This is a genomic window from Sulfuritortus calidifontis (assembly GCF_003967275.1).
Taxonomy (GTDB): domain Bacteria; phylum Pseudomonadota; class Gammaproteobacteria; order Burkholderiales; family Thiobacillaceae; genus Sulfuritortus; species Sulfuritortus calidifontis.
Genome location: NZ_AP018721.1, coordinates 1,498,019 through 1,521,540, shown reverse-complemented (window position 1 = coordinate 1,521,540; position 23,522 = coordinate 1,498,019). Strand labels below are relative to the sequence as shown.

The following is a 23,522-nucleotide window of genomic DNA, read 5'->3' as shown; positions in this document are numbered from 1 at the left end:
TCGGGAAAACTAAATCAACCACCAGGCCACGGCCAGGCCGCCGGCCACGGCGGCCATGCCCGGGAGGATCTGTCGGGCCAGCGCGAGGCCGCTGATGCCGCTGGCCATGGCGCACTTGAACACGATGTTGGCGAGCAGGGCGATCAAGATGGTCGCCGCCGTCTGCTTGGTTCCCAGGTTGCCCAACTCGTACAGGCGCAAACTGGACAGGGTGATGGCATCGACATCGGTCAGGCCCGAGATCAGGGCGACGGCATAGATGCCCTGCTTGCCGACCACATCGTTCAGCCAGGCGGCGGCGAACAGCACCAGCGCGAACAAGCCGCCGAAGCTCAGGGCGGAACGGATCTCGGCCGGGTTGGCGACTACCAGTTCCGGCGGCGCGGGCCGCTCCTCCTGGCGCCGCCAGAGCAGGTAGACGAAGGCCGATCCGGCCAGCAGGCCACCCAGCAGCATGCTGCTCAGGGGCAGCCAGAGGCCAGGCATGACCACACCGATGACGATGGAGATGCGCAGGAGGACGACCAGGTTGGCGATCAGGATGATCAGCGCCGCGATGCCGGTGAGATGGGGGTTCTCTTTGCTGTTGCGGGCGAAAGCCAGGGTGGTGGCGGTGCTGGAGACGGTGCCGCCGAAGAAGCCGGTCAGCAGTGTGCCGTAACGGTGGCCACCCAGGCGCAGGGCGGCGTAGCCGACCAGCGACAGGCCGGAGATCAATACCACCATCAGCCAGATGTGATGGGGATTGAGCGCGTGGTAGGGGCCATATTCCTGGTTGGGCAGCACCGGCAGGATGACGAAGGAGAGCACGGCGAACTGCAGGATCGAGACGAGATCCTTGCGCGACAGGCGCTGGCTTGCGCCGCGCAGTTCGGTCTTGAAGTAGAGCAGGGCGGTGGCGGTGATGGCCAGGGCGACGGCGATGTCGTAGAGGCCATACCAGATCATGGCGCCCAGGCCATAGCAGACCACGACCGCGGCGATGGTGGTGGTGCCAGGATCCTCCGCCTCTTCGCCGCGCAGATAGGCGGCGATCATCATGCCGCCCAGGATCAGGAGGCCGGCCGCCAGCAGCCAGGGCTGGCCGGTCCTGTCGCCGAGCAGGGCACCGATGGTGCCGGCCAGGGCGACCAGGGAGAAGGTGCGCAGGCCGGCCTTGGCCGCCGGCGAGCGTTCGCGCTCCAGGCCGATCAGAAGGCCGATGGCCAGGCTGATGACGAAGGCCGACCAGGGCCACAAGGTCTGGATCAACTCAGTCATGGGTTGTGTGCTCCATGAGCCCAGTGCTCCAGAGTCAGTTGCAGCGAACGGGTGCCGTTGTATTCGTTGACGTCCAGCCGATAAACGGCCTGGATGCGCTCCGGCAGGGGCTCGGCGTGGTTGAACAGCATGGCCTCGGCCGCGATGGCGCCGTCCGACACTTTCAACTTTAGATGCTTGTCGGCGATCAGGCGCTGGGACTGCACGGCGAATTCGCCATGGAAGCTCGGCTGGGGGAAGCCCTGGCCCCACACGCCCTGATGCAGGGCGAGGGCGTTGGCCAGGGTGCATTCCTCGCCGGCCAGCGGGCCGTCGGTCTCGATCACCCGTTCCAGCTCGGCCGGCGCGATCAGTTCGCGGGCTACCTGTTCGAATCCTTCGGCGAAGGGGGGGAAATCGGCCGCTTTCAGCGTCAGGCCGGCAGCCATGGCGTGGCCGCCGAACTTGAGGATCAGGCCGGGATTGCGGCGGTCGACCAGGTCCAGGGCATCGCGCAGATGCAGGCCGGCGATGGAGCGGCCCGAGCCCTTGATCAGGCCATCGCCGCCGTCGGCGAACACGATGGTCGGCCGATGATGGCGCTCCTTCAGGCGCGAGGCGAGCAGGCCGATCACACCCTGGTGCCAGGCCGGGTCATAGAGGCAGAGACTGGCGCCTTCGGCGACGTCGATGCCTTCGAGCAGGGCCAGGGCCTGTTCCTGCATTTCGGCCTCGATCTCGCGCCGCTCGCGATTGAGCCGGTCGAGTTCGCGCGCCAGGCGCTCGGCCGCCATCGCGTCGCCGGCGAGCAGGCACTCGATGCCCAAGCTCATGTCGGTCAGTCGGCCGGCGGCATTGAGCCGGGGGCCGAGAACGAAGCCCAGGTCGTAGACGCTGGCCCGCTGCGGGCTGCGGCCGGCGGCACGGAACAGGGCCTCGATGCCGGGCCGGGCGAGGCCGCGGCGCATGCGGCCGAGGCCCTGGGCCACCAGGAGGCGGTTGTTGGCATCGAGCCGGACCACGTCGGCCACCGTGCCCAGGGCGACCAGGTCGAGCAGCTCGGCCAGATTGGGCTCCTCCCGGCCGGCGAAGCGGCCGCGCCGGCGCAGTTCGGCGCGCAGGGCGGCGAGCAGATAGAACATGACGCCAACCCCGGCCAGATGCTTGCTGGGAAAGCCGCAGCCGGGCTGGTTGGGATTGACGATCAGGGCCTCGGGCAAGGTGTCGCCCGGCAGGTGGTGGTCGGTGACGATGACCTCGATGCCCAGCCGCTTCGCCTCGTCGACCCCGGCGTGGGCGGCGATGCCGTTGTCCACGGTGACGATGAGATCGGGCCTGCGCTCGGCGGCCAGGCGCACGATCTCGGGCGACAGGCCGTAGCCGTAGTCGAAGCGGTTGGGCACCAGATAGTCGACCGTGGCGCCCAGGCTACGCAGGCCGGCGACGGCGACCGCGCAGGCGGTGGCGCCGTCGGCGTCGTAGTCGGCCACGACCAGCAGTTTCTCACCGCCTTCGATGGCATCGGCCAGGCGGGCGGCGGCCGTGTCGCTGTTGCGCAGGCGTTCGTGCGGCTCCAGCTCGGCCAGGCGCTGGCGGATTTCGTTGGGCTCCTGGATGCCGCGGGCGGCATAGAGCCGGGCGATCAGCGGCGGCTGGCCGGCAGCCTGCAGCTTTTGCGCAACGGCAGGAGACCAGGGACGGGATTTCAGCTTGAGCATGGGATCGACGAACATCAGAACGGCGCCGGGGCGGCTATGATAACTCCATGGCGCATTATCTCCCGCTCTCCCGTGTGGCGCGTCTGGTCGGCGTGACCCGCAGCGCCCTGCAAAAGATGATTCAGCAGGGCGAACTCGATACCTTCGATGGCATGATCGAACTGGAGGAGTTGCTGCGCGTTTTTCCCGATGTCCATTGGCAGGACGAAGGCGAGCTGGCGCATGTCAACCAGATCAAGGAGCGCGCCTTCGCCAAGCGCATCCTGGAGCGGACCCTGCCGGACAAGGAAGTGCTGGCCGAGCGCCTGTACGAGCTGGGCAAGGAATTCGGTGCGGCCAGGTCCCTGCTGCGGCACTACGACCAGGTGTTCGACTGGCTGTGCAAGCAGATGGGCGACGTGGCGGCCGACCTGGGTGGCGAGCCCGCGGCGGCCCTGCTTGCGCTCAAGCATCAATTACGCCAGCAGCTCAATGCCGCACCGGTGGAGGCCGGGCGCGGGCAATCCCTGCTGGCCGAGGAGAGTGTGATGCGCATCATGTCGGTCCATGTCACCGTGCAGCCTTCGGGCCACGACTTCTTCGTCGAGGGCAACGATACCCTGCTGGAGGCGGCCCTGCGGGCCGGCATCCCGCTCAACTACGGCTGCAGCACCGGCAATTGCGGCGAATGCAAGGCGCGCCTGGTCTCCGGCCAGGTCAAGAAGGTCCACCCCTATGACTTTGTCCTGAGCGAACCGGAGAAGGCCAATGGCGGATTCCTGCTCTGCTCCTACACGGCGGTGACCGATGTGGTGATCGAGGCCCAGGTGGCTGGGGCCGAGGACATCCCGCAACAGATCATCCAGACCCGCCTGCGCAATATCGAGCCGCTGGCCGACGACCTGCTGGCCCTGCACCTGGTTACCCCGCGCAGCCAGCGCCTGCGCTTCCTGGCAGGGCAGCGGATCAAGCTGAGCATCGACGGCGTCGAGGGCGACTACCACATTGCCAGTTGCCCCTGCGAGGACCGCCACATCGAGATCCACGTCCGGCGCGACAACCGCAACTTCTCGCGCCGGGCCTTCGATAGCCTGCACAAGGAGGACACGGTCACCCTGACCGGGCCGGAAGGCGATTTCGTGGTCAAGCTCGATTCTCGGCGGCCGGTGATCTTCCTCGCCTGGGACGAGGGTTTCGCCCCAATCAAGAGCCTGGTCCAGCACGTGATGTCGCTGGAGGTGGCCGATTCCATGCATCTGTATTGGGTCAGCGATCGCTTGGTACACTACCAGGAAAACCTGTGCCGCTCCTGGGGCGATGCGCTGGACAATTTCCATTACCAGCCGCTGTTCGCAAAAGAGGGGCTGGCCCGGGTGATCGAAAGTATCTATGCCGAGCATCCCGACCTCGCGCGTTGTGACATCTATGCCGCGGGGCCGGCCGAGTTCCTCCAGGCGGCACGCCAGGCGGCGCTGGACCGGGGCATGTCGATGCTGGGCTGGCATATGGAAAGGATAGAGTGAAGCCATGGCAGCAAAAGTGATCGCAGTCGTCAACCAGAAGGGCGGCTCGGGCAAGACCACCCTGGCCATGCTCCTGGCCGGCAGCCTGGGCGATGCCGGCCACCGCGTCATGGTGGCCGATGCCGACCCGCAGAACACCTCCCTGCGCTGGGCCAGCGCCGGCGACGCCTTCCCGGCCGACGTCGAGGACGTCTCCGGCGAGGAGGGCAAGCTGCACAAGGAGTTGCGCCGGCGCCTGGAAGAATACGACTACATCGTGATCGACAGCCCGCCGGCGGCGACCGCCCCGGTGACCGAGAGCGCGCTGAAGCTGGCGCATCTGGCTCTGGTGCCGGTGATCCCGTCGCCGCTCGATCTCTGGGCCTCGGAGATGATCCGCGAGGCCATCTTCCGGGCCCAGGAGAAGAACCCGACGCTGCAGGCCCGGCTGGTGATGAACCAGTTGCAGCCGAATACCCTGATCTCGCGCGAGGTGATCGGTCTGTTGCCCGACTTCGGCATCCCTCTCTTGTCGGCGACCCTGCGCCAGCGCACGGTCTACAAGGAGTGCGCGACCGAGGGCCACAGCATCGAGGGCCTGGGCAGCCGCGCCCAGATGGCGGCGAAAGAAGTCGACTTCCTCAAGCGCCGGGTGCTGGCGCTGCTGCGCAGAATCGACAATACCTGACGCGCCCCTAGCGCGATTTCCTATTCAGACACTCCAGATAGGCCAGGCCGTCCGGCTGGCTGCGGTTGCGCTGCGCCTGCCAGACCACCTCGGCCAGGCAGTCCATGATGAGGTGCTGCGCGGCATGCGGGTCCTGAGTGCGCTGCAGCAGGCGTTCGTAGGCGGCCTTGATCCCCGGCGGCTGGTCGATCGACAACTGCTCGGAGATGGTCAGGTGCAGCGAGAGGTGGAGGAAGGGGTTGGTCTCGCCCAGCTCCGGCAGCCATTCCCGGTCGAGGCTGTCCTCGCCGGCTTCAAGGATGGCGTGGTATTCCGGGTGGTGGGCAATATGCTCGGCCGCCAGCAGTTCCAGCTCGGTCATCACCGAGCGTTCGCGATACTTGCGCCAGGCCTCGATCAGGAAGCGGCGGGCCTGTTCCCGGCTGGGGTCGAACATGGTCAGAGGTAGCCCAAGCCCAATACTGCGCTGTATTGCAGCAGACGGTTCATGCCGTTGAGCCGGGCGATCTCGCCGTTGCCGTAGAAGCCGATCAGCGGCAGTTCGGGATAGCGCTCGGCGATGAGGGCCAGATCGCGGTCCTCGCCGCCGTAGAAGGCGGGGCCGCGGCCGAGGCAGGGGAAGAACAGGCCGAAGGCGGGCGCCTCCAGGGTGTCGCTGCCCAGGCGGTCGAGCATGAGGCGCAGGTCCTGCTCGGCCGCGTCGGGCTGGCGCACGGCCCAGAACAGCTGGTCGCCTTCCGCGAGCTGGGCCGGGACGGTGACCACGCCGTTGTCCGGGTTGGCCGAGAGGATGGGCAGCAACTGGTAACGGCCCTCGGCCAGGGCGCCCTCCGGCTCGCCGTGGGTGACGCCAGCCATGAACAGATGCAGCGGCATGCCTTCGATGGACTGACCAAGCTGGGGCAGGGCCTGGGCCAGGCTGGCCAGGGCCATCCTGCCGGCGACCGCCATGATGTCGTTGCCGATTACCCGGGTGATCTCCTGCGGCTCCGACAAGGGGCGCGCGCCCTGCGACAGGCCGAGGCGCAAACGGACGCCGCCGAAGGCGAGGCCGCAATGGCCACCGGGTTGCACCCGGCCGCTGCTCCAGACCCGGAACGGCCCCTGGCCGTCGCTGTCGCTGGCGACCGCGCCGAAGCGGACTTCGTCGCGCTCCAGCCAGGTGAGGTCGAGCCCGCCGGGGGCGGCGAAGGACAGCACCGGCTCGTCACCGGGCATGGCGTGCTTGAGCTGGATATCGCCGCCGAAGACCATGGCCGCCACGGCCGGCTCGCTCATGGCCCGTGCGTTCTCGGTGAACAGGCCGGCGGCGCTGCAGCCGTCGATCTGCAGGCAGCCGGCGACGCGGGCGGCCTCGTGCAGGGCGGGGTTCGGTTCCTGGGCGTAGTGGTCGGACAAAAACAGCAGCACGGCATTGGCATAGCGCAGGCCGGCGCGGTCGAGCGCGGTCTCTACCGCCTCGTGCACCAGCTCGGTCCGGGCGAGGCGGCCGCGCACCAGGGCGGTGGCGATGCTCACGCCGCCTCCCGGGTTTTGCTCTTGATTCGGCTTTGGCCGCCTGGCTTCGCCGGCTTGATGTCCGTTTCACGGGCATTGGCCTTCGTCGCAACCCGCTTTTGCGGTTGGCTTTTGTTTGCGGGAAAAACCGGGTTGTCGCACAAATCGGCGATCAGGCAGTGCGGGCAATCCGGCTTGCGCGCCTTGCAGACATAACGGCCGTGCAGGATCAGCCAGTGATGGGCATCGTGCTTGAACTCGTCCGGCGTGGTCTTGAGCAGTTTCTGCTCCACCTCGAGCACGGTGTTGCCCGGGGCCAGACCGGTGCGGTTGGCGACCCGGAAGATATGGGTGTCGACCGCGATGGTCGGCTGGCCGAAGGCGGTGTTGAGCACCACGTTGGCGGTCTTGCGGCCGACGCCGGGCAGGGCCTCCAGCGCCGCGCGTTCGGCCGGCACCTCGCCGCCGTGCTTTTCCAGCAATTGCCGACACAGGCCGATGATGTTCCTGGCCTTGGTCTGATACAGGCCGATGGTGCGGATGTATCGCTTGAGGCCTTCCTCGCCGAGGGCGAGCAGTTTTTCCGGGGTATTGGCCACCTGGAACAGGCTGGCGGTGGCCTTGTTGACGCCGACGTCGGTGGCCTGGGCCGAGAGCACCACGGCGATCAGCAGCTCGAACGGCGTGCGGTAGTTGAGCTCCGTGGTCGGCTTGGGATTGGCCGCCCGCAGGCGTTCGAAGATGGCGCGGCGTTTGGCCGGGTTCATGCCGCCTGATGTTGCGGAGCGGCTGTCGCGGCCGCGGCCTTGGCCCGCAGTTCCAGCCAGTTGCGCAGGGCGATCAGGAGGCCCAAACCGATGAAGGCCCCCGGCGGCAGGATGGCGAGCAGGAAGCCGTGGTAATCGGGCGCAAGCAGGATGGTCCAGCCGGCGGCCTGGGGGCCGAATACCAGATCCAGCCCGGACAGCAGGGTGCCCTTGCCGAACGCCTCGCGCCCGGCACCGAGCGCGACCAGCACCAGGGTCAGGCCCAGGCCCATCATGATGGCATCGAGTATCGAGTGCCAGGTCGAGCGCTTGGAGGCGAAGGCCTCGACCCGGGCCAGCACGATGCAGTTGGTGGTGATCAGGGGGATGAACACGCCCAGCACCAGATAGAGCGGGTGGACATAGGCGTTCATCAGCAGCTGGACCACGGTGACCAGGGCGGCGATGATCAGCACGAAGACCGGGATGCGGATGGCGTGCGGAATCAGGTGGCGCAGGCCGGAAACGGCGCCGCTGGAGACGGCCATGACGAGGGTGGTGGCCAGGCCGAGCGACAGCGCGTTGACCACGGTGTTGCTGATGGCCAGCAGTGGACAGAGGCCGAGCAACTGGACGATGCCCGGATTCTGCTTCCACAGGCCATTGACGATGATGTCGCGTATCTGGCTCCAGCCGTCGCTTTGCGACTTAACATTCGCTTCGCTCATGTTAGCTTCCACCGAAACTACGTTTTCTTAGAGAAATCATGCCGTCACCTCGCTGCTTGGTTTGAGCAACTCCGCCTTGTGCAGTTCGAAATAGCGCAACGCCTTGTGCACCGCCTTGACGATGGCGCGTGGGGTAATGGTGGCGCCGGCCATGTAGTCGAAGCGGCCGCCATCCTTGCGCACCCGCCATTGGTCTTCCGCCATGCTGCCGAGCGAGAGGCCGTCGAACTGGCGAATCCAAGGGTTCTTCTTGAGCTCGATGTAGTCGCCCAGGCCAGGGGTCTCCTTGTGCTGGGCGACGCGCACGCCGCCCAGGCGACCGTCGGCCAGGATGCCGATCAAGAGCTTGATCTCGCCGGCGTAACCATCCGGCGCCGTGGCTTCGATCACCACCGCCACCGGCTTGCCGTTCAGGCGCGCCGGATAGGCGAGGCCGGGCTTCTTGCCGCCGAGCAGAGGATCGAGCGCCAGCGGCATGGCCTCGGCCACCAGGTTATTGTCGAAGCTGCCTTCCGGCAGGGTCTGGGCGATCAGAATTTGCCGGGTGGCCTGTTCGCTGCGGGTGATGGTGTCGAGGGTCAGGCTGTAGGTGCCGGAAAGCAACACCGTGCCGATGGCGCTGAATACCAGCAAGGCCAGGGCCGTGGTGATGGCGGCGCGGACCATGGCCTTCATGGCTGCTTGTCCTTCCTGCCGGTCTGGCCGAACACCCGCGGCTGGGTATAGAGGTCGATCAGCGGCGCGGCGATGTTCATCAGCAGCACGGCGAAGGCGACGCCGTCCGGGAAGTTGCCGTAGACCCGGATGATCACGGTGAGAAAGCCGGCACCGGCAGCGTAGAGCAGCTTGCCGCGCGGGGTCGAGGCGGCGGTGATCGGGTCGGTCGCGATGAAGAAGGCGCCGAGCATGGCGCCGCCCGTGGCCAGGTGGAACAGGATACCGGCTTGTTCGCCAGGTTCGATGAGTTGAATGACGCCTGCGGTGAGCGCGATGGCGGCAAGGAAGGCGAGCGGGATGTGCCAGGTGATCAGGCGCAAGGCCAGCAGCAGCAGGCCGCCTGCCAGGAACATGAGAGCGACGATTTCGCCCCCCGTGCCGCCGATATGGCCGAATATGGCCTGGCCGGCAATGTCGTCGAAGGCGGTGCCGGCGCGCAGCTGGGTCTTCAGGCTGTCCAGCGGCGTGGCCGAGGTGTAGGCATCGACGCTCAGCGCACCCTGGCCGGCGAAGACCAGATCGAAGGCCTCGACCAGGCTGGGCACGTGCGCGGCCAGGGCCGCCGGTGCCGGCCATTGGGTCATCTGCACTGGGAAGCTCAGGATCAGCACGGCAAAGCCGACCATGGCCGGGTTGAACAGGTTCTGGCCCATGCCGCCGTAGAAATGCTTGGCCACGATGATGGCGAAGAAGATGCCGACCAGATACAGCCACCAGGGTGCCAGCGTGGGCATGGACAGGGCCAGCAGCCAGGCGGTGACCAGCGCGGTGTTGTCGCGCAGATAAAAGCCGATCGGTCGATTGCGCATGAGCAGGGCCAGGCTCTCGAAGCCGATGGCGAACAGGCTGCACAAGAGCAGGCTGACCAGGATGCCGGGCCCGAACAGCCACCAGTGCGCGGTGATGCCCGGCAGCAGGGCCAGCAGTACCAGTTGCATGACGCGCGGCGTCTCGCGCCGGGGCTGGGTGATGTAGGGCGAACCGGTCATGCCTTGTCCTCATCCTGGGCGTGGGCCGCTTCGCGCAGCTTGGCGCGCCGCGCCTCGATCTCCTCGATCTCGTGCCGCACCTCGGCCGAGACATTGTCGACGTTCTTCGGCGTGACGTCTTCCTTGGCCTTCTTCGCCCGCTCGATGGCGGCTTGGAGGATGGCCTTCTTGCGCTCGGCCTCGGGGTCGGCGGTGGCCGTCGTCGGCTCGGCCTGCTTCAGGCGTTCGGCCGCCTTGGCCGCGAGCTTGTCCGCTTTTTCCTGCTTCTCCCGCTCTGCCCGGAACTGATGGAACTCGTGTCGGGTACGGGCCTGTTCCGCGGCTTGCTTCTCGCGTTCGCGGGCCCAGATCTCGCTCTTGGCAAAGCGGAAGTAATCGACCAGGGGGATGTGGCTGGGACAGACATAGCTGCAGCAGCCGCATTCGATACAGTCGAACAGCTGGTAGCCCTGGGCCTTGCCGAAGTCGCGGGCCTTGGCATACCAGTGCATCTCGAAGGGCTGCAGGCTGACCGGGCAGGCGCGGGCGCATTCGCCGCAACGGATGCAGGGCATGGGCGGCGGCGCGGGCGGGAACAGGGCCGGGCTCTTGACGATGACGCAGTTGACCGCCTTGGTGATGGGTGCGGCGGTGTCGCGCAGGTCGAAGCCCATCATCGGACCGCCGATCAGCCGGCCCGAGGCACCGGACAGCTCGCCGCCGGCCAGGCGGATCAGGTCGGCGATCGGGGTGCCGATGCGCACCTCGATGTTCTGCGGCTCGGCGACATGGCCGGTGGCGGTGACCACGCGCGAGATCACCGGCTCGCCGAATTCGATCGCCCGGTACAGGCTGTAGGCGGTGCCGACGTTGAACACCTGGATGCCGATATCGGTCGACAACGCGCCGGACGGCGTTTCCTTGCCGGTCAAGAGATAGGTCAGCTGCTTGCCGCCGCCGGCAGGATACTGGGTGGGCACCGCCACCACCTCGATCGGGAAGCCGCATTGCTCGGCAGCCTCGCGCATGGCGGCAATCGCCTCGGGCTTGTTGTCCTCGATGCCGATCAGGATCTCTTCGGCATGGAGCAGGGACTGGATGACCGCCGTGCCGCGCAGGATGTCGTGCGCCCGTTCGCGCATCAGCCGGTCGTCGCAGGTGATCCAGGGTTCGCATTCGGCGCCGTTGAGGATCAGGGTGGGAACCCTGCCCGCGCTTTTGGGATTGAGCTTGATGTAGCTGGGGAACACCGCGCCGCCCAGGCCGGCCAGGCCCAGATCGCGGATGCGGTTGCGCAGCGTGCTCGGGTCCATGCTGCGCCAGTCGATCAGCGGCTCATATTCGATGGCCCGGTCGTCGCCGTCGGCCTCGATCACGATCGCGAGATCGGCGATGCCGGACGGGTGCGGCACCGGCTGTGGCGCCACGGCGACTACCCGGCCGGAAGTGGGGGCGTGGATGGCGGTGGAGACATAACCGTCGGCGTGGCCGATGCTCTGACCCTTGAGCACCTTGTCGCCCACCTTGACCACCGGCTTGGCCGGCGTGCCGATATGCTGGCGCAGGGGCACGACATAGCGCGGCAGCAGCGGTGCTTGGGCGATTGGCCGGCCGTTCGACTCGGCCTTGTGGTCCGCAGGGTGGACGCCGCCGGGGAAGGGATGCAGGCTGCGCATGGTTCAGCTCTTCTTTACCGGATGCAGGGGGATCACCGGGTAGCGCCACTTCCAGCTGGTGATGTCCTCGCGCACCACTTCCATGTGGATGCACTCGACCGGGCAGGGCGGCAGGCACAGCTCGCAACCGGTGCATTGGTCGGCGATGATGACGTGCATCTGCTTGGCGGCACCGACGATGGCATCGACCGGGCAGGCCTGGATGCACAGGGTGCAGCCGATGCACAGGTTCTCGTCGATGACCGCCACCGACTTCGGCTTGTGCTCCAGGCCTTCGCCCAGGGGTTTGGGATCGACCCCGAGCAGTTCGGCCAGGCGCTTGACGCCATCCTCGCCGCCAGGCGGGCAGCGGTTGATGTCGGCCTCGCCCTTGGAGATGGCCTCGGCATAGGGCTTGCAGCCGGGGAAGCCGCATTGGCCGCACTGGGTCTGGGGCAGGATGGCGTCGATTTTCTCCACCAGCGGGTCGTCCTCGACCCGGTAGCGGACCGAGGCCCAGCCCAGCACGCCACCGAGCAGCAGGCCGCCCAAGGCCATGACCAGAATGGCGGTCAACACCGGCCGTCATGCCCGCGGAAGCGGGCATCCCTGTCGATTAAAAGCTGGATCCCCGCCTTCGCGGGGATGACCATGTCTCGCTCAACGCTCGACATGGTCACTTGATCAGCCCCGAAAAGCCCAGGAAGGCCAGGCTCATCAGGCCGGCGGTGACCATGGCGATGCTGGTGCCGCGGAAGGCGGGCGGCACCTCGGCCGCCTCCAGCCGCTCGCGCATGGCGGCGAACAGGATCAAAACCATCGAGAAACCGAGGGCGCCGCCCAGGCCGAAGACCAGGGATTCGACGAAGTTGTGCCCCTCCTGCACGGTGAGCAGGGGGATGCCGAGCACGGCGCAGTTGGTGGTGATCAGGGGCAGATAGATGCCGAGGACGCGGAACAGCACCGGGCTGGTCTTCTTGATGAACATCTCGGTGAAGCCGACGATGGCCGCGATGGTGATGATGAAGGACAGGGTGCGCAGATAGCTCAGATCCGGGCCGAGCAGGTAGGTGTCGATGATGTAGCTGGCGCCCGAGGCCAGGGTGAGGACGAAGGCGGTGGCGGCGCCGAGACCGAGCGAGGTTTCCAGCTTCCGGGATACGCCCATGAACGGGCAGAGGCCGAGGATCTTGCTCATCACGATGTTGTTGACGAACACCGTGCCGATGAGGAGGAGTAGGTAATCTTGCATGGCGGGATCGCTGAAGATAATGGATTATCGGCCAGCGGCAGGGTGGGTGACAAGCCTGCAGGGGGCGTGGTTACTGGTTATTGCCGCTGTGGCGTAGGCGTCGGAGGAGCCGGCCGTAGATCACCAGATTCATTGCAATGGCCAGGAGGCCAAGGCCGATCTGCACCGGCCGGGTCAGGCCTTCCGGGTAGATGACGGCGAGCAGATAGTGGCCGATGAAATCGCCGGCGTAGCCGGCCTCACCGGCCGCCTGCCGCAGGTGGTTTTCCAGCGGCGTGAGCGGGCAGGGAAGATTGCCGATCTCCACCGCCGCACCCCAGGCCGCGGCCGGTAGATGCAGCCAGATCAGGCGCGGCCAGCGGCTGACCAGCAGACCGCCGCCGCCGACGAAGGCGATGAAACCCAGGTGCGCCAGCAGGACGAGATCGGCCAGCAGGCTGTAGCTCATCGCCTCGCCGCCGGCTGCTCAGTCGAGCAGTTCGTGGGCGCCGTCGCAGAAGGGGGCATTGGCCGTGTGCTTGCAGGCGCAGAGCCAGTAGGTGTCCTTTTTCTCCACCTTGAAGGCCATTGGCTGGAAGTCCGTGCCCTGGTGCGAGCCGTCGCAGAACGGCTGGGTCTTGGAGCGGCCGCAACTGCACCACCAGTATTCGCCCGGTTCAAGTTCGACGCCGATGGGGCTCTTTGCGGCTACGACGGGATCGCTCATGGTTTTTTCCTCTCTTCACAAGAAACAAGAATGCGCCGCTTTGTTGCTCGGGTCGCAAGGTTTGACCCGGATCAAGGCCTTGCGGCATGCGGCCCGATAAGATTGTTGACAACTTTGCTGTGTTATTTCCTCAACCACATTGAAAGGACGCAATATGGGCCTGCAAAAGATCTTCGAAAAAAGCGAGAACACCGCCGTTGCCGTGATGTTCGGTCTGTTCATCGTTTCCCACTTCGGGGTGCTGTACCTGTTCACCACCGTCTAAGTGGAATCCCCGGTCTCACAGCAGATTGCGCCAGTCGGCGCAGTCGAGGCCGAGGTCTTCCGCCAGGCCGGGGTGGGCCAGGCGGCCCTTCGCCAGATTGAGGCCGGCGGCAAAGCCGGCATCCTGTTCGAAGGCGCGGTGCATCCCTTCTCCGGCCAGTTTTAGCAGATAAGGCAGGGTCGCCTCGGCCAGGGCCAGGGTGCCGGTGCGGGCCACCGCGCCCGGCATGTTCGGCACGCAATAGTGGACAACGCCTTCCTCGACGAAGAAAGGCTCAGCATGGCTGGTCGGCCGCGAGGTCTCCGCGGTGCCGCCTTGGTCGATGGAGACGTCGACCAGGGCGGCACCGCGTGGCATGGCGCGCAATAGCGCGCGGCTGATCAGACGCGGGGCGTGGCGGCCCGGCACATAGGCGGCGCCAACCACGAGGTCGGCCTCGGCCAGGCACTGCTCGATATTGGCTGGGCTGGCGAAACGGGTTTTCAGTCGGCCCTGGTAGAGGTCGTCGTAGGTTTTCAGCTTGGCCGCATTGCGATCGAGCAGGGTGACGTCGGCACCGATGCCGACTGCGATGCGGGCGGCATTGCCCCCGACATTGCCGCCGCCGAGGATGACCACCCGGCCGGGGGCCACGCCCGGCACACCCGAAAGCAGCACGCCGCGGCCGCCGTTTTTCATCTCCAAAGCCTGCATGCCCATCTGGAGCGCCAGCCGGCCGGCGATCTGGGACATCGGGGCGAGCAGGGGCGTGGCACCCCTGGTATCCATCACGGTTTCGAAGGCGACGGCGGTCACGCCGCGCTCGAGCAGGGCTCGGGCCAGTTCCGGCGCCGCGGCCAGATGCAGATAGCAGAACAGAATCTGGCCTTCGCGCAGCAGGGGAATCTCCTCGGCCAGGGGTTCCTTGACCTTGTAGATCAGCTCGCATTCGCGATAGAGCGCCGTCGGGGTGGCCGCAATCGAGGCCCCGGCGGCCTGGTAGGCAGCGTCGTCATAGCCGATGGCATGGCCGGCGTTGGTCCCGACCATGACGGCATGGCCGGCGCGGACCAGTTCAGCCACGCTGGCCGGGGTGGCGGCAACGCGGTATTCGTGGTTCTTGATCTCTTTCGGAATGCCGATGCGCATGATGCCGGTCGCTCGATATAGGCGACGTCATCTTACCGGCTGCGGGGGAAGTTCCCAACCCCGACTACGTCAGGGAATTGGCTGCGAAGATGGGGTGATTATGTGATCGCAAAAAAAACACACGGGCCCCCTCCTGGAGGAGAAGCCTAAAGGGACCCGTGCGGAAGCGGACTGATTACCACCAATAAGTCAGCTGAAGACTGAGCCGGTCTGCAGTATTGTCGGCCACGACCAGGGCGTTGGTTCGTTGAGCGGCATTGGTGATGGCGTTGACATGCGGCACTTCCTGATCGCGCCACTCATAGTTCAAGGTCACCCGGGTGTTCTTGTTGAGGAAGTACTGGGCACCCAGGGTCCAGGTCTTGAAGATGCGCTGGGCCGCCGGGTCGTCGTGACTGCGGTCGAATTCGTCGTAGCGCGCCTCGATTTCCCAGCTCGGGTGAAACTTCCAACCGCTTTCCAGATACCAGCCCCGCGCCTTGCCGTCGAGCGCGATGTTGAGGTTGTAGGGTGGGGTCAGGCCGGTGGGCTTCTGCGCGATGGTAGGCGGGTTGGGGCCGCCGGCGATCATGCCCTCGCCCCGGATGTATTCGCCGGAGATGCGCAGGCCGCTCTTGTTGTAGCGGAAACCGACCCCCTCGCGGATGCGGTCGCGTTCGGTCGTGCCATAGCTGCGCTTACCGTCCTGGCGCCAGGCGAAGGCGTAGACGTCCTCGCGGTTGGCACCCTTGCCGCCGAAGATGTAGGAGACCTGGCCGCGCAGGGTGAGGTCCTTGTTGTCGTCGTTGTCGCCGATGCTCTCGATCTCGTTGCCGTTGGAGAGCATGGCCGCATAGGCGAATTCCCAGTTGTCCTTGAGGAAGCTGTCGAATACCTGGACGCCCCAGTCTCGGAAGGCGTTGTTACCGGTAGCCGCCTGGCCGCAATCAAGTGAGATGTTGCCGGCAAGGACGGTACAGCCCGACGGGGTGCCGGCTACGTCCTTGAAGAAAGTCTCCTGCACCAGGGCGCTGGTGACGGCGCTGTAGTAGACGTAGGAATGATGAGTGGGGTTGGGCACCAGGGCCTCCTCGCCGGTGGGCAGCTTGAACAGGCCGGCCCGGATGCGCGCGCCCGGAATGAAGTTGAAGGTGAGCGAGGCATCGGTGACCATGAATGGGTGCTGCACCGTGGTTGCATTGCGGCCGACATCGGTGAGCAGGAAATAATTGATCTTGTCGGTCAGGTTGCCGCGGGCACCGAACTGGGCACGCAATAGTTGGACCTGATTGACGCTGTCGAAGTTGGGGCCGACCAGGTTGTTGGGCTGGTATTGGCCATTGATCTGGGCGTTGCCGCCCGACATGCGATCGGCCAGGTAGTATGTGTAGGTCGGCTGGACAAAGCCGAAAAAGCGGAACTTGGGCGCATCGGCCGGCTCGGTGCCGATGGCGTCGACCCAGTTGCCGGCCTGGGCCGGTATTGCGTTTGCGAAGGCAGCAAGTACCCCCGCAGCGATCAGGCTGCGTTTCATGGTATCCCCTTGATTGCTGGCGAACCGCCCGGTGTCCGGGCGGATGCGTGGTTGACCTTAAGGCTTCAGGTAGACGTAGCCTTCCTTGGCCTGAAGCTTGCCGATCTCGGCGACGCCGGACGGCACGACCTGGGCTTCCATGATGACGGCGTCATCGCCCAGGTTGCGGCTTTTCAGGGTGTTGCGACAGACCCGGAACTCGACGCCTTTCTCCTTGAGGCCGGCTACCTGGCCCTGATATGGCCCCTTGTCGTCCTTGGCGTCGTTGAGCAGGAAATCGATGCCCTTGCCATGGGTGACCACGACGATCTTGGCATCCGGCGCCGCGGCCAGGTGGTTCTCCACGTTGCGCATGGCGATGCGGGCAACGCTGGCATCGTTGATGTGATAGACCACCTTTTCCTTGGGGGCGGCAGGTTTCTTCTTGCTGGCTACTTTGGCAGGGGCCGGATTAGTGGCGGCAACCACAGGTGTTGCGATGGCGAAGGACAGCGCTGCCAGCAGTGCAGTCAACAGAGAGGTTGGTTTCATCGGTTGTCTCCTTGGTGGTATGGGGTCGCGTCAGGCGCTCCAGGCACGACTTGTTGCTTAAGACGCAGGGGCCGCCGGATTTATTCCCGATTTATTTCCAGTGATAATGGAATAAATAGGGGGGTACATTCGTCTCATGCTGAAGATGGGACACAAATTCGCAAATCGCTGCCTAAACCAACGATGACCTTGCTTTCATTTTTTTCCGGTTCACGCGCCTGCGGTGTTCGGCTCAAGCAGCAAAGGGCCAGGCTGCTGCGCGTGGCCTATGCCTGGTGTCACAACCGCGCGCTGGCCGAAGACCTGGTTCAGGAGACCCTGGCCCGCGCGGTGGAAAAGTGCAGCCAACTCAGAGAGTCCGAACAGGTCGAGCCTTGGCTGTTCGCGATCCTGACCAACTGCTGGCGCGATCACCTACGGCGTTTGCGTCCCCAGGAGGACATCGACGAGTTGGAAGAGGCCCTGCTCGACCCGGCGCCGGGGCCGGACCGGCTGGGCGAGCGGGGGCAGATCGTCGACCGGGTGCGGGCCGCTGTCGCGCGTCTGCCGCTGGGGCAGCGCGAGGTGTTGACCCTGGTCGACCTGGAAGATTTCTCCTATGCCGAGGTCAGCGGCATTCTCGATATCCCCATCGGCACGGTCATGAGCCGGCTGTGTCGTGCCCGCCAGTCACTGAAAAAAGACCTGATCGAATTCGATGTGGTGACCGCGGGCGATTCGGCACCACTGCGGAGGGTGAAATAAATGAACAAGACGCAGCAGTTCTCGGACGAATTCCTCAATGCCTTCGTCGATGGCGAGTTGTCTCCGGCCGAGCGGACCCAGGCCATCGAGCAGATCAGCGGCGATGCACTGCTGAAAAGGCAGGTCTGCGAGCTCAATATGCTCAAGGAGATGGTCAAGTCCAGCTATCGTGGGCCGAACAGCGTCTCGCACGACTTCGGTACCGGCCGTCGCCGGCCTCAGGTCAGGCACGCCATCGCCGCCAGCTGCCTGGTCGTGGTCGGGGTGCTGGCTGGTTGGCTGGGCCGCGGCCATCTGGCAGATGACAGGGACACGCTGCGCACCGCGTGGCTGGGCAATGTCGCGACCAATCAGAACCGGATCATGCTGCATGTCGACAAGGCCGGCCTGGCCCGTTTCGATCAGGTTCTGGACCGGGCTGAGCATGCCCTGGATGCCGCCCGTCGCGATGGCCGACGAATCCAGGTCGAACTGGTGGCCAACAGCCAGGGCATCGATCTCTTGCGCGCGGCGACCTCACCCTATGCCGATCGACTGCAACGGCTGCAGGCGCGCTATGACAACCTGGCCTTGATCGGCTGCGGCCAAACGCTGAAGAAGTTACAGGAACGCGGCCAGGACACCCGCCTGCTACCCGGCGTGCACATCGCGCCGGCGGCGCTCGACGAGGTGGTGGACAAGTTGCAGGCCGGCTGGGTCTACATCAAGGTCTGATGGCAGCCGCGCATTCGGCGATAAGCGCCGGTCCGCGGTAGATCAGGCCGCTGTAGATCTGCACCAGGCTGGCGCCTGCGGCCAGTTTGGCCTTGGCATCCTCGCCCGAGAGGATGCCGCCGACCCCGATCAGGGGAATTTCTCCCGCCAGTTCGCGATGCAGCGCTGCCAGCACGGCGGTCGACTTTTCCCGCACCGGCCGACCCGACAGGCCGCCAGCCTCTTCGCCGTGGTTTAGGCCCTCGACACCATGGCGCGACAAAGTGGTATTGGTGGCGATGATGGCGTCGATGCGATGTTGGCGGAACAGGGCAGCCATGTCGGTGATCTGGCTGGCTTCCAGGTCGGGTGCGATCTTCACAGCGATGGGGGTGTACTTGCCATGCTGATCGGCCAGGTGCGCCTGTTCCGCCTTCAAGGCGGCGAGCAGCCGGTTGAGTTCGTCACCCTGTTGCAGGTCGCGCAGGTTCTTGGTGTTGGGCGAGGAGATGTTGACCGTGACGTAGCTGGCTGCCGGGTAGGCCTTGCGCAGGCCGATCAGGTAGTCGTCCACAGCCCGCTCAATCGGGGTGTCGAAGTTCTTGCCGATGTTGATGCCGAGGATGCCGCGGTAGCGGGCGCGGGCGACGTTTTCCAGCAGGGCGTCGATACCGTGATTGTTGAAGCCCATGCGGTTGATGATGGCCTGGGCATCGGGCAGGCGGAACAGGCGCGGCTTGGGGTTGCCTGGCTGGGGCCGGGGGGTGACGGTGCCCACCTCGATGAAGCCGAAGCCGAGGGCGGCCCAGGCGTCGATGCATTCGCCGTTCTTGTCCAGGCCGGCGGCCAGGCCGACCGGATTGGGAAATTCCAGACCCATGACCGTGCGCGGGCTGGCGGTCACGGTTTCGCTCACAAGCCCGAGCAGGCCTGTAGCCTGCGCAGCCTTCAGTGCCTTCAACGTGAGGTTGTGGGCGTTCTCGGCATCGAGCGCGAACAGCAGAGGACGCAGGTAAGGGTAGGGATTCATCGAATGGCGGGGTGGGGAGTTTTCAGGGCCGCTACTTTACCGCATCGCCGCCGGCACCTCATCCCTGCCGCCCGCTTGAATTATTCCGGCTGCCAGATCTCGATGCGGTTGCGGCCGTTTTCCTTGGCCCGGATCAGGGCCATGTCGGCATTGGCGATGGCCTCCTCGACCGGGCGCCTGGTGTGCATCTCGGCCAGGCCGAAGGAGGCGGAGATGCGCAAGGTCTCGCCGGAGGGCAGTTCGACCGGCAAGTGGGCCAGTCCGTTGCGGATGCGCTCGATCACGACGACGGCGTCCTTGAGCGGCGTGCCGGGCAGGCAGATGAGAAATTCCTCGCCGCCATAGCGGTAGATCGAATCGTATTTGCGCAGCAGACCCAGGGTGAACTTCATGCCCTGGCGCAGCACGGCATCGCCGGCAGGGTGGCCGAGTTCGTCGTTGATCCGCTTGAAACGGTCGAAATCCATCAGGCAGATGCAGCAGGGGCGCTGGATGCGGATGGCACGCTCCTGTTCCTCGCGCAGTTTGCCCAGCATGCCCCGGCGGGTGGCGCAGCCGGTCAAGGGGTCGGTGGTCAGCAGTTCGCCGATGATGTCGAGCTGCAGTTTGCGCAGCTTGGTGTTCAGCCGCAGGCTGAGGTCGATGAAGTTGTCGTAGGTCTCGGGGAAGGGCCGCGCGCCCTGGATAATGTCGAGCAGGGCCAGGCGGGCCGCATTGTGCATGGCCTGCTGTACCTCGGCCAGTTCCTGGAATGCGGGATATTCCACCAGCGGGTGGGTCTCATGGGTGTAATACCACTGACCGAAGGGCGAGCGCAGATGGGCATCGGGGGCCATGTCGCCGGGCGGCGGGTCGCAGGCGCAGACCAGGGAGCGATTCAGCTGCTTGAACCAGGCCAGATGGGCCGCGATGATTACCTCCAGCTCTTCGGTGAGGTTCTGGATGGCTTCGCGTTCCAGGGGTAGCGGCATGGCTTGGAAATGGGCTATGGATGGCTGCTATCTTAATTGGGAATTGCCGGCCGATGCCGGGTTGCGCCGGACTGCCGGCCGGAGGATTCGGCTTCTGTGATGTCTTTGGACACAGGTAAAATTACGTACGTACCTCTGCCAGGCGGCCGCGCCCATGAAAGACCATCCCGAAGCACTCCTGCACGCCAAACTCAACTGCGAGACCGGTCGTCTCCACTGGCGGGAGCTTGAACGTCATTTCGCCCGGGGCGCCGTGGTCAAGGTGGCGCCGGGCATGGATCTGGTCGAGGTGGCGGTGCGCTTCGCCCAGGACGACAAGCCGACGATCGAGGCCTGGCTCGAGGCGGGCCGGATCGATCGCGCCGCGACCGAGGATGCCGTGGTCTGGCAGGGTCGGCAGTCGGTGTTCTGGGCCGTGGTGGTCGCCCCCTGGGTGTTGGTCCAGGAAATCGCGCCGGCCCAGAATGACTGAAGTCGGCGCGATCACGCAATCAGGAGCGAGCATGGAAGCGCGCATGACCGAGCTGGAAATCAAGCTGAGCTATGCCGAGGACTTGCTGGAGGAACTCAACCGCACGGTGTTCCGCCAGCAGGAGCAGATCGAGCGCCTGCAGCGGCAGTTGCTGCAGCTCGCCCAGCAGCTGCAGGATCTGACCCCGCCCGAGCGCGGCGAAGCGCGCGACGAGATTCCGCCGCACTATTGAGCGGCGGGGAGCTTTAGCGGCTGATCGGCTTGTAGCGGATGCGCTTGGGTTTGGCGCCCTCCTCGCCCAGGCGCTTCTTCTTGTCCGCCTCGTATTCCTGATAGTTGCCGGCGAAGAACTCCCAGTGCGAGTCGCCTTCGCAGGCCAGGATGTGGGTGGCGATGCGATCGAGGAACCAGCGGTCGTGCGAGATCACCAGCACGCAGCCGGCGAACTCCAGCAGGGCATCTTCCAGCGCGCGCAGGGTTTCCACGTCGAGGTCGTTCGAAGGCTCGTCGAGCAGCAGCACATTGCCGCCCTGGATCAGGGTCTTGGCCAGGTGCAGCCGGCCGCGCTCGCCGCCGGAGAGCTTGCCCACGATCTTTTGCTGGTCGGCGCCCTTGAAGTTGAAGCGGCCCAGATAGGCCCGGCTCGGCATCTCGAAGCGGCCGACGGTCAGGATGTCGCGGCCTTCGGCAACGGCGTCGAACACGGTCTTGCTGTCGTCCAGACCCTCGCGCGACTGATCGACCGAGGCGAGCTTCACCGTCGGGCCGATCACGATCTCGCCGGCATCCGGCTTCTCCAAGCCCTGGATCATGCGAAACAGGGTGGACTTGCCGGCGCCGTTGGGGCCGATGATGCCGACGATGGCGCCGGGCGGGACCTGGAACGAGAGATTGTCGATGAGCAGGCGGTCGCCGTAGCCTTTGGACACATTGTGAAACTCGATGACCTTGTCGCCCAGGCGCTCGCCCGGCGGGATGAAGATCTCCTGGGTCTCGTTGCGCTTCTGGTATTCGACCGAATTGAGCTCCTCGAACCGGGCTAGGCGCGCCTTGGATTTGGCCTGGCGCGCCTTGGGGTTCTGCCGCACCCACTCCAGTTCCTGTTTCATCGCCTTCATGTGGGCGTCGATCTGCTTCTGTTCCTGCTCCAGGCGCGCCTCCTTCTGCTCCAGCCAGGAGGAGTAGTTGCCCTTCCAGGGGATGCCGTGGCCGCGGTCCAGCTCCAGAATCCACTCGGCGGCGTTGTCGAGGAAGTAGCGGTCGTGGGTGACGGCGACCACGGTGCCCGGGAAGCGGGTGAGGAACTGCTCCAGCCACTCGACCGATTCGGCGTCGAGGTGGTTGGTCGGCTCGTCCAAGAGCAGCATGTCCGGCTTGGACAAGAGCAGTTTGCACAGCGCCACCCGGCGCTTCTCGCCGCCGGAGAGGTGCTCGATCTTGGCGTCCCAGGGCGGCAGGCGCAGGGCGTCGGCGGCGATCTCCAGCTGGGTCTCGGTGTCGTTGCCGGCGGCGGCGATGATCGCCTCCAGCCGGGCCTGCTCCTCGGCCAGCTTGTCGAAGTCGGCGTCCGGCTCGGCATAGGCGGCGTAGATCGCCTCCAATTGTTGTTGGGCCTGCATCACTTCGCCCATGCCGGCTTCGACCTCTTCGCGCACGGTCTTGGCCGGGTCGAGTTGCGGCTCCTGCGGCAGGTAGCCGATGGAGACATTGGGCAGGTGCTGCACCTCGCCCTCGTAGTCCTTGTCGACACCGGCCATGATGCGCAGGACGGTGGACTTGCCCGAGCCGTTGAGGCCGAGCAGGCCGATCTTGGCGCCGGGGAAGAAGGACAGCGAGATGTCCTTGATGATCTGTCGTTTCGGGGGGACGACTTTGCTCACGCGGAGCATGCTCATTACATATTGGGCCATAAGTGCAAGACAGCGAAAAAGTGCAAAAGCGGAAGATTACCTTACGTCGGGTATCCGGCGGTAGGCAGTGGTGGGCGCTGGATGAGGCCCGGAAGCTACTGCGAGAGGGCGAGCCCCTTGCGGACCAGATCGGCCAGGGAATCGGCCCGCATCTTGGAATAGAGGTTGGCCCGGTGGACCTCGATGGTCCGGGGGCTGACGCCGATCTTCTTGGCCATTTCCTTGTTCGACAGACCGGCCATGATCAATTCCAGCACTTCCCGCTCGCGCGGGGTCAGCCGGGCCATCAGGCCCTGGACGTCCTGGGTGGCCGGCTTGAGCTGGTGGCTTTGGTGGCTCTTGGCCAGGGCCTTCTGTACGGCATCGAGGAAGACCTGAGCCTTGAGCGGCTTTTCCAGGAAATCTTCGGCGCCGGCCTTCATCGCCTGCACGGCGGTACCGACATCGCCGTAACCGGAGGCGAAGATCACCGGCATCCAGATACCGCGCTCATGCATCTTTTCCAGCACGGCCAGGCCGGTCATGTCGGGCAGGATCATGTCCATGACGGCGCAGGCGGTATCGGAGGGGTGGACCATGCTGAGGAATTCCTGGCCGCTGGGGTAGACCGCGACATTGACGCCGATCGATTGCAGCAGGCCGATGTACCACTTGCCCATGGTCGGGTCGTCTTCCAGGATGTAGACGATGCTCTCGGTCATGTTCTGCATATTTGTCGTTTCTCGCTCTCGAGTCAGTTCAACACTGAATCCTAAGAACTCTCCCGAATTATCTTACGCAAATATAACCGGAATTGGCCACTCTGGCACGGCTTTGCCCGCGACCGATTGGGATTGAATGACAAAAATGCCGAGGGCCGCAACAGCGGCC

At 65.4% G+C, this 23,522-nt stretch carries 26 protein-coding genes; 6 read left to right on the top strand and 20 right to left on the bottom strand.

Going from position 1 to position 23,522, the window contains the following annotated elements; genetic code table 11:
• Positions 1–9 precede the first annotated feature (9 nt).
• Positions 10–1,260: an MgtC/SapB family protein gene (locus EL388_RS07985; RefSeq protein ID WP_126462081.1), complete on the bottom strand. Its 1,251-nt coding sequence runs from the start codon at positions 1,258–1,260 to the stop codon at positions 10–12.
• Complete coding sequence (recJ, locus tag EL388_RS07980) at positions 1,257–2,957, bottom strand: single-stranded-DNA-specific exonuclease RecJ (RefSeq protein ID WP_126464049.1); 1,701 nt, start codon at positions 2,955–2,957, stop codon at positions 1,257–1,259. Before recJ ends, EL388_RS07985 begins: the two co-directional genes overlap by 4 nt.
• Positions 2,958–3,004: 47 nt before the next feature.
• Between recJ and EL388_RS07975 the strand changes: the two genes are divergently transcribed.
• Both EL388_RS07975 and parA read left to right on the top strand, forming a co-directional pair.
• Positions 3,005–4,459, top strand: a complete 1,455-nt coding sequence (locus EL388_RS07975; protein WP_126462078.1) for a 2Fe-2S iron-sulfur cluster-binding protein — start codon at positions 3,005–3,007, stop codon at positions 4,457–4,459.
• Between the two features lie 4 nt (positions 4,460–4,463).
• Positions 4,464–5,126: a ParA family partition ATPase gene (gene parA, locus EL388_RS07970; protein ID WP_126462075.1), complete on the top strand. Its 663-nt coding sequence runs from the start codon at positions 4,464–4,466 to the stop codon at positions 5,124–5,126.
• 7 nt (positions 5,127–5,133) lie between these two features.
• Here the strand turns inward: parA and EL388_RS07965 are convergent, their stop codons facing one another.
• The 14 genes from EL388_RS07965 to EL388_RS07900 form a co-directional block, all read right to left on the bottom strand.
• Positions 5,134–5,562, bottom strand: a complete 429-nt coding sequence (locus tag EL388_RS07965) for a DUF1841 family protein (protein WP_126462072.1) — start codon at positions 5,560–5,562, stop codon at positions 5,134–5,136.
• Between the two features lie 2 nt (positions 5,563–5,564).
• Positions 5,565–6,644, bottom strand: coding sequence for an FIST C-terminal domain-containing protein (locus tag EL388_RS07960; protein ID WP_126462067.1), 1,080 nt, complete (start codon positions 6,642–6,644; stop codon positions 5,565–5,567).
• Positions 6,641–7,390, bottom strand: coding sequence for an endonuclease III (nth, locus tag EL388_RS07955; protein ID WP_126462064.1), 750 nt, complete (start codon positions 7,388–7,390; stop codon positions 6,641–6,643). The genes EL388_RS07960 and nth overlap by 4 nt, the downstream gene beginning before the upstream one ends.
• Positions 7,387–8,097: an electron transport complex subunit E gene (locus EL388_RS07950; protein WP_126462061.1), complete on the bottom strand. Its 711-nt coding sequence runs from the start codon at positions 8,095–8,097 to the stop codon at positions 7,387–7,389. Before EL388_RS07950 ends, nth begins: the two co-directional genes overlap by 4 nt.
• A 36-nt stretch (positions 8,098–8,133) precedes the next feature.
• Positions 8,134–8,772, bottom strand: a complete 639-nt coding sequence (gene rsxG, locus EL388_RS07945; protein WP_126462058.1) for an electron transport complex subunit RsxG — start codon at positions 8,770–8,772, stop codon at positions 8,134–8,136.
• Complete coding sequence (locus EL388_RS07940; protein ID WP_126462055.1) at positions 8,769–9,803, bottom strand: RnfABCDGE type electron transport complex subunit D; 1,035 nt, start codon at positions 9,801–9,803, stop codon at positions 8,769–8,771. Before EL388_RS07940 ends, rsxG begins: the two co-directional genes overlap by 4 nt.
• Positions 9,800–11,458: an electron transport complex subunit RsxC gene (rsxC, locus tag EL388_RS07935; RefSeq protein WP_126462052.1), complete on the bottom strand. Its 1,659-nt coding sequence runs from the start codon at positions 11,456–11,458 to the stop codon at positions 9,800–9,802. The genes EL388_RS07940 and rsxC overlap by 4 nt, the downstream gene beginning before the upstream one ends.
• A 3-nt stretch (positions 11,459–11,461) precedes the next feature.
• Entirely contained in the window at positions 11,462–12,016 is a 555-nt protein-coding gene (gene rsxB / locus EL388_RS07930; RefSeq protein WP_126462049.1) for an electron transport complex subunit RsxB, read from the bottom strand.
• Between the two features lie 97 nt (positions 12,017–12,113).
• Positions 12,114–12,689 (bottom strand): electron transport complex subunit RsxA, encoded by a 576-nt coding sequence (rsxA, locus tag EL388_RS07925; protein ID WP_126462046.1) that lies wholly within the window; start codon positions 12,687–12,689, stop codon positions 12,114–12,116.
• Positions 12,690–12,759: 70 nt separating this feature from the next.
• Positions 12,760–13,137: a DUF2784 domain-containing protein gene (locus EL388_RS07920; RefSeq protein ID WP_126462043.1), complete on the bottom strand. Its 378-nt coding sequence runs from the start codon at positions 13,135–13,137 to the stop codon at positions 12,760–12,762.
• 18 nt (positions 13,138–13,155) lie between these two features.
• Complete coding sequence (locus tag EL388_RS07915) at positions 13,156–13,395, bottom strand: CDGSH iron-sulfur domain-containing protein (RefSeq protein ID WP_126462040.1); 240 nt, start codon at positions 13,393–13,395, stop codon at positions 13,156–13,158.
• A gap of 280 nt (positions 13,396–13,675) precedes the next feature.
• On the bottom strand, positions 13,676–14,788 hold the full coding sequence (ald, locus tag EL388_RS07910) for an alanine dehydrogenase (protein ID WP_126462037.1): 1,113 nt from the start codon (positions 14,786–14,788) through the stop codon (positions 13,676–13,678).
• 175 nt (positions 14,789–14,963) lie between these two features.
• Positions 14,964–16,301 (bottom strand): porin, encoded by a 1,338-nt coding sequence (locus tag EL388_RS07905; RefSeq protein ID WP_126462034.1) that lies wholly within the window; start codon positions 16,299–16,301, stop codon positions 14,964–14,966.
• A gap of 57 nt (positions 16,302–16,358) precedes the next feature.
• Complete coding sequence (locus tag EL388_RS07900; RefSeq protein ID WP_172599387.1) at positions 16,359–16,832, bottom strand: DsrE family protein; 474 nt, start codon at positions 16,830–16,832, stop codon at positions 16,359–16,361.
• 183 nt (positions 16,833–17,015) lie between these two features.
• Between EL388_RS07900 and EL388_RS07895 the strand changes: the two genes are divergently transcribed.
• Together EL388_RS07895 and EL388_RS07890 are read left to right on the top strand one after the other, a co-directional pair.
• Entirely contained in the window at positions 17,016–17,576 is a 561-nt protein-coding gene (locus EL388_RS07895; protein ID WP_126462031.1) for an RNA polymerase sigma factor, read from the top strand.
• Positions 17,577–18,290 carry a DsrE family protein gene (locus tag EL388_RS07890; protein ID WP_126462028.1) on the top strand — a complete coding sequence of 238 codons (714 nt, stop codon included), beginning with the start codon at positions 17,577–17,579 and terminating at the stop codon, positions 18,288–18,290.
• Here EL388_RS07890 and EL388_RS07885 read toward each other — a convergent pair.
• The gene (locus EL388_RS07885) at positions 18,280–19,299 is read right to left on the bottom strand and encodes a quinone-dependent dihydroorotate dehydrogenase (protein WP_126462025.1); all 1,020 of its coding nucleotides are present in this window, start codon (positions 19,297–19,299) and stop codon (positions 18,280–18,282) included. The two genes, EL388_RS07890 and EL388_RS07885, sit on opposite strands and share 11 nt — an antisense overlap.
• Positions 19,300–19,379: 80 nt before the next feature.
• Positions 19,380–20,270, bottom strand: a complete 891-nt coding sequence (locus EL388_RS07880) for a diguanylate cyclase (RefSeq protein ID WP_126462021.1) — start codon at positions 20,268–20,270, stop codon at positions 19,380–19,382.
• 154 nt (positions 20,271–20,424) lie between these two features.
• Between EL388_RS07880 and EL388_RS07875 the strand changes: the two genes are divergently transcribed.
• Together EL388_RS07875 and EL388_RS07870 are read left to right on the top strand one after the other, a co-directional pair.
• On the top strand, positions 20,425–20,742 hold the full coding sequence (locus tag EL388_RS07875) for a DUF2288 domain-containing protein (protein ID WP_126462018.1): 318 nt from the start codon (positions 20,425–20,427) through the stop codon (positions 20,740–20,742).
• Positions 20,743–20,773: 31 nt separating this feature from the next.
• Positions 20,774–20,974, top strand: a complete 201-nt coding sequence (locus EL388_RS07870; RefSeq protein WP_126462015.1) for a SlyX family protein — start codon at positions 20,774–20,776, stop codon at positions 20,972–20,974.
• A 13-nt stretch (positions 20,975–20,987) separates the two neighbouring features.
• On the opposite strand, the gene ettA is transcribed toward EL388_RS07870, so the two are convergent.
• Both ettA and EL388_RS07860 read right to left on the bottom strand, forming a co-directional pair.
• Entirely contained in the window at positions 20,988–22,652 is a 1,665-nt protein-coding gene (ettA, locus tag EL388_RS07865) for an energy-dependent translational throttle protein EttA (protein WP_126462012.1), read from the bottom strand.
• A gap of 95 nt (positions 22,653–22,747) precedes the next feature.
• Positions 22,748–23,362 (bottom strand): response regulator transcription factor, encoded by a 615-nt coding sequence (locus EL388_RS07860; protein ID WP_126462009.1) that lies wholly within the window; start codon positions 23,360–23,362, stop codon positions 22,748–22,750.
• Between the last annotated feature and the right edge of the window lie 160 nt (positions 23,363–23,522).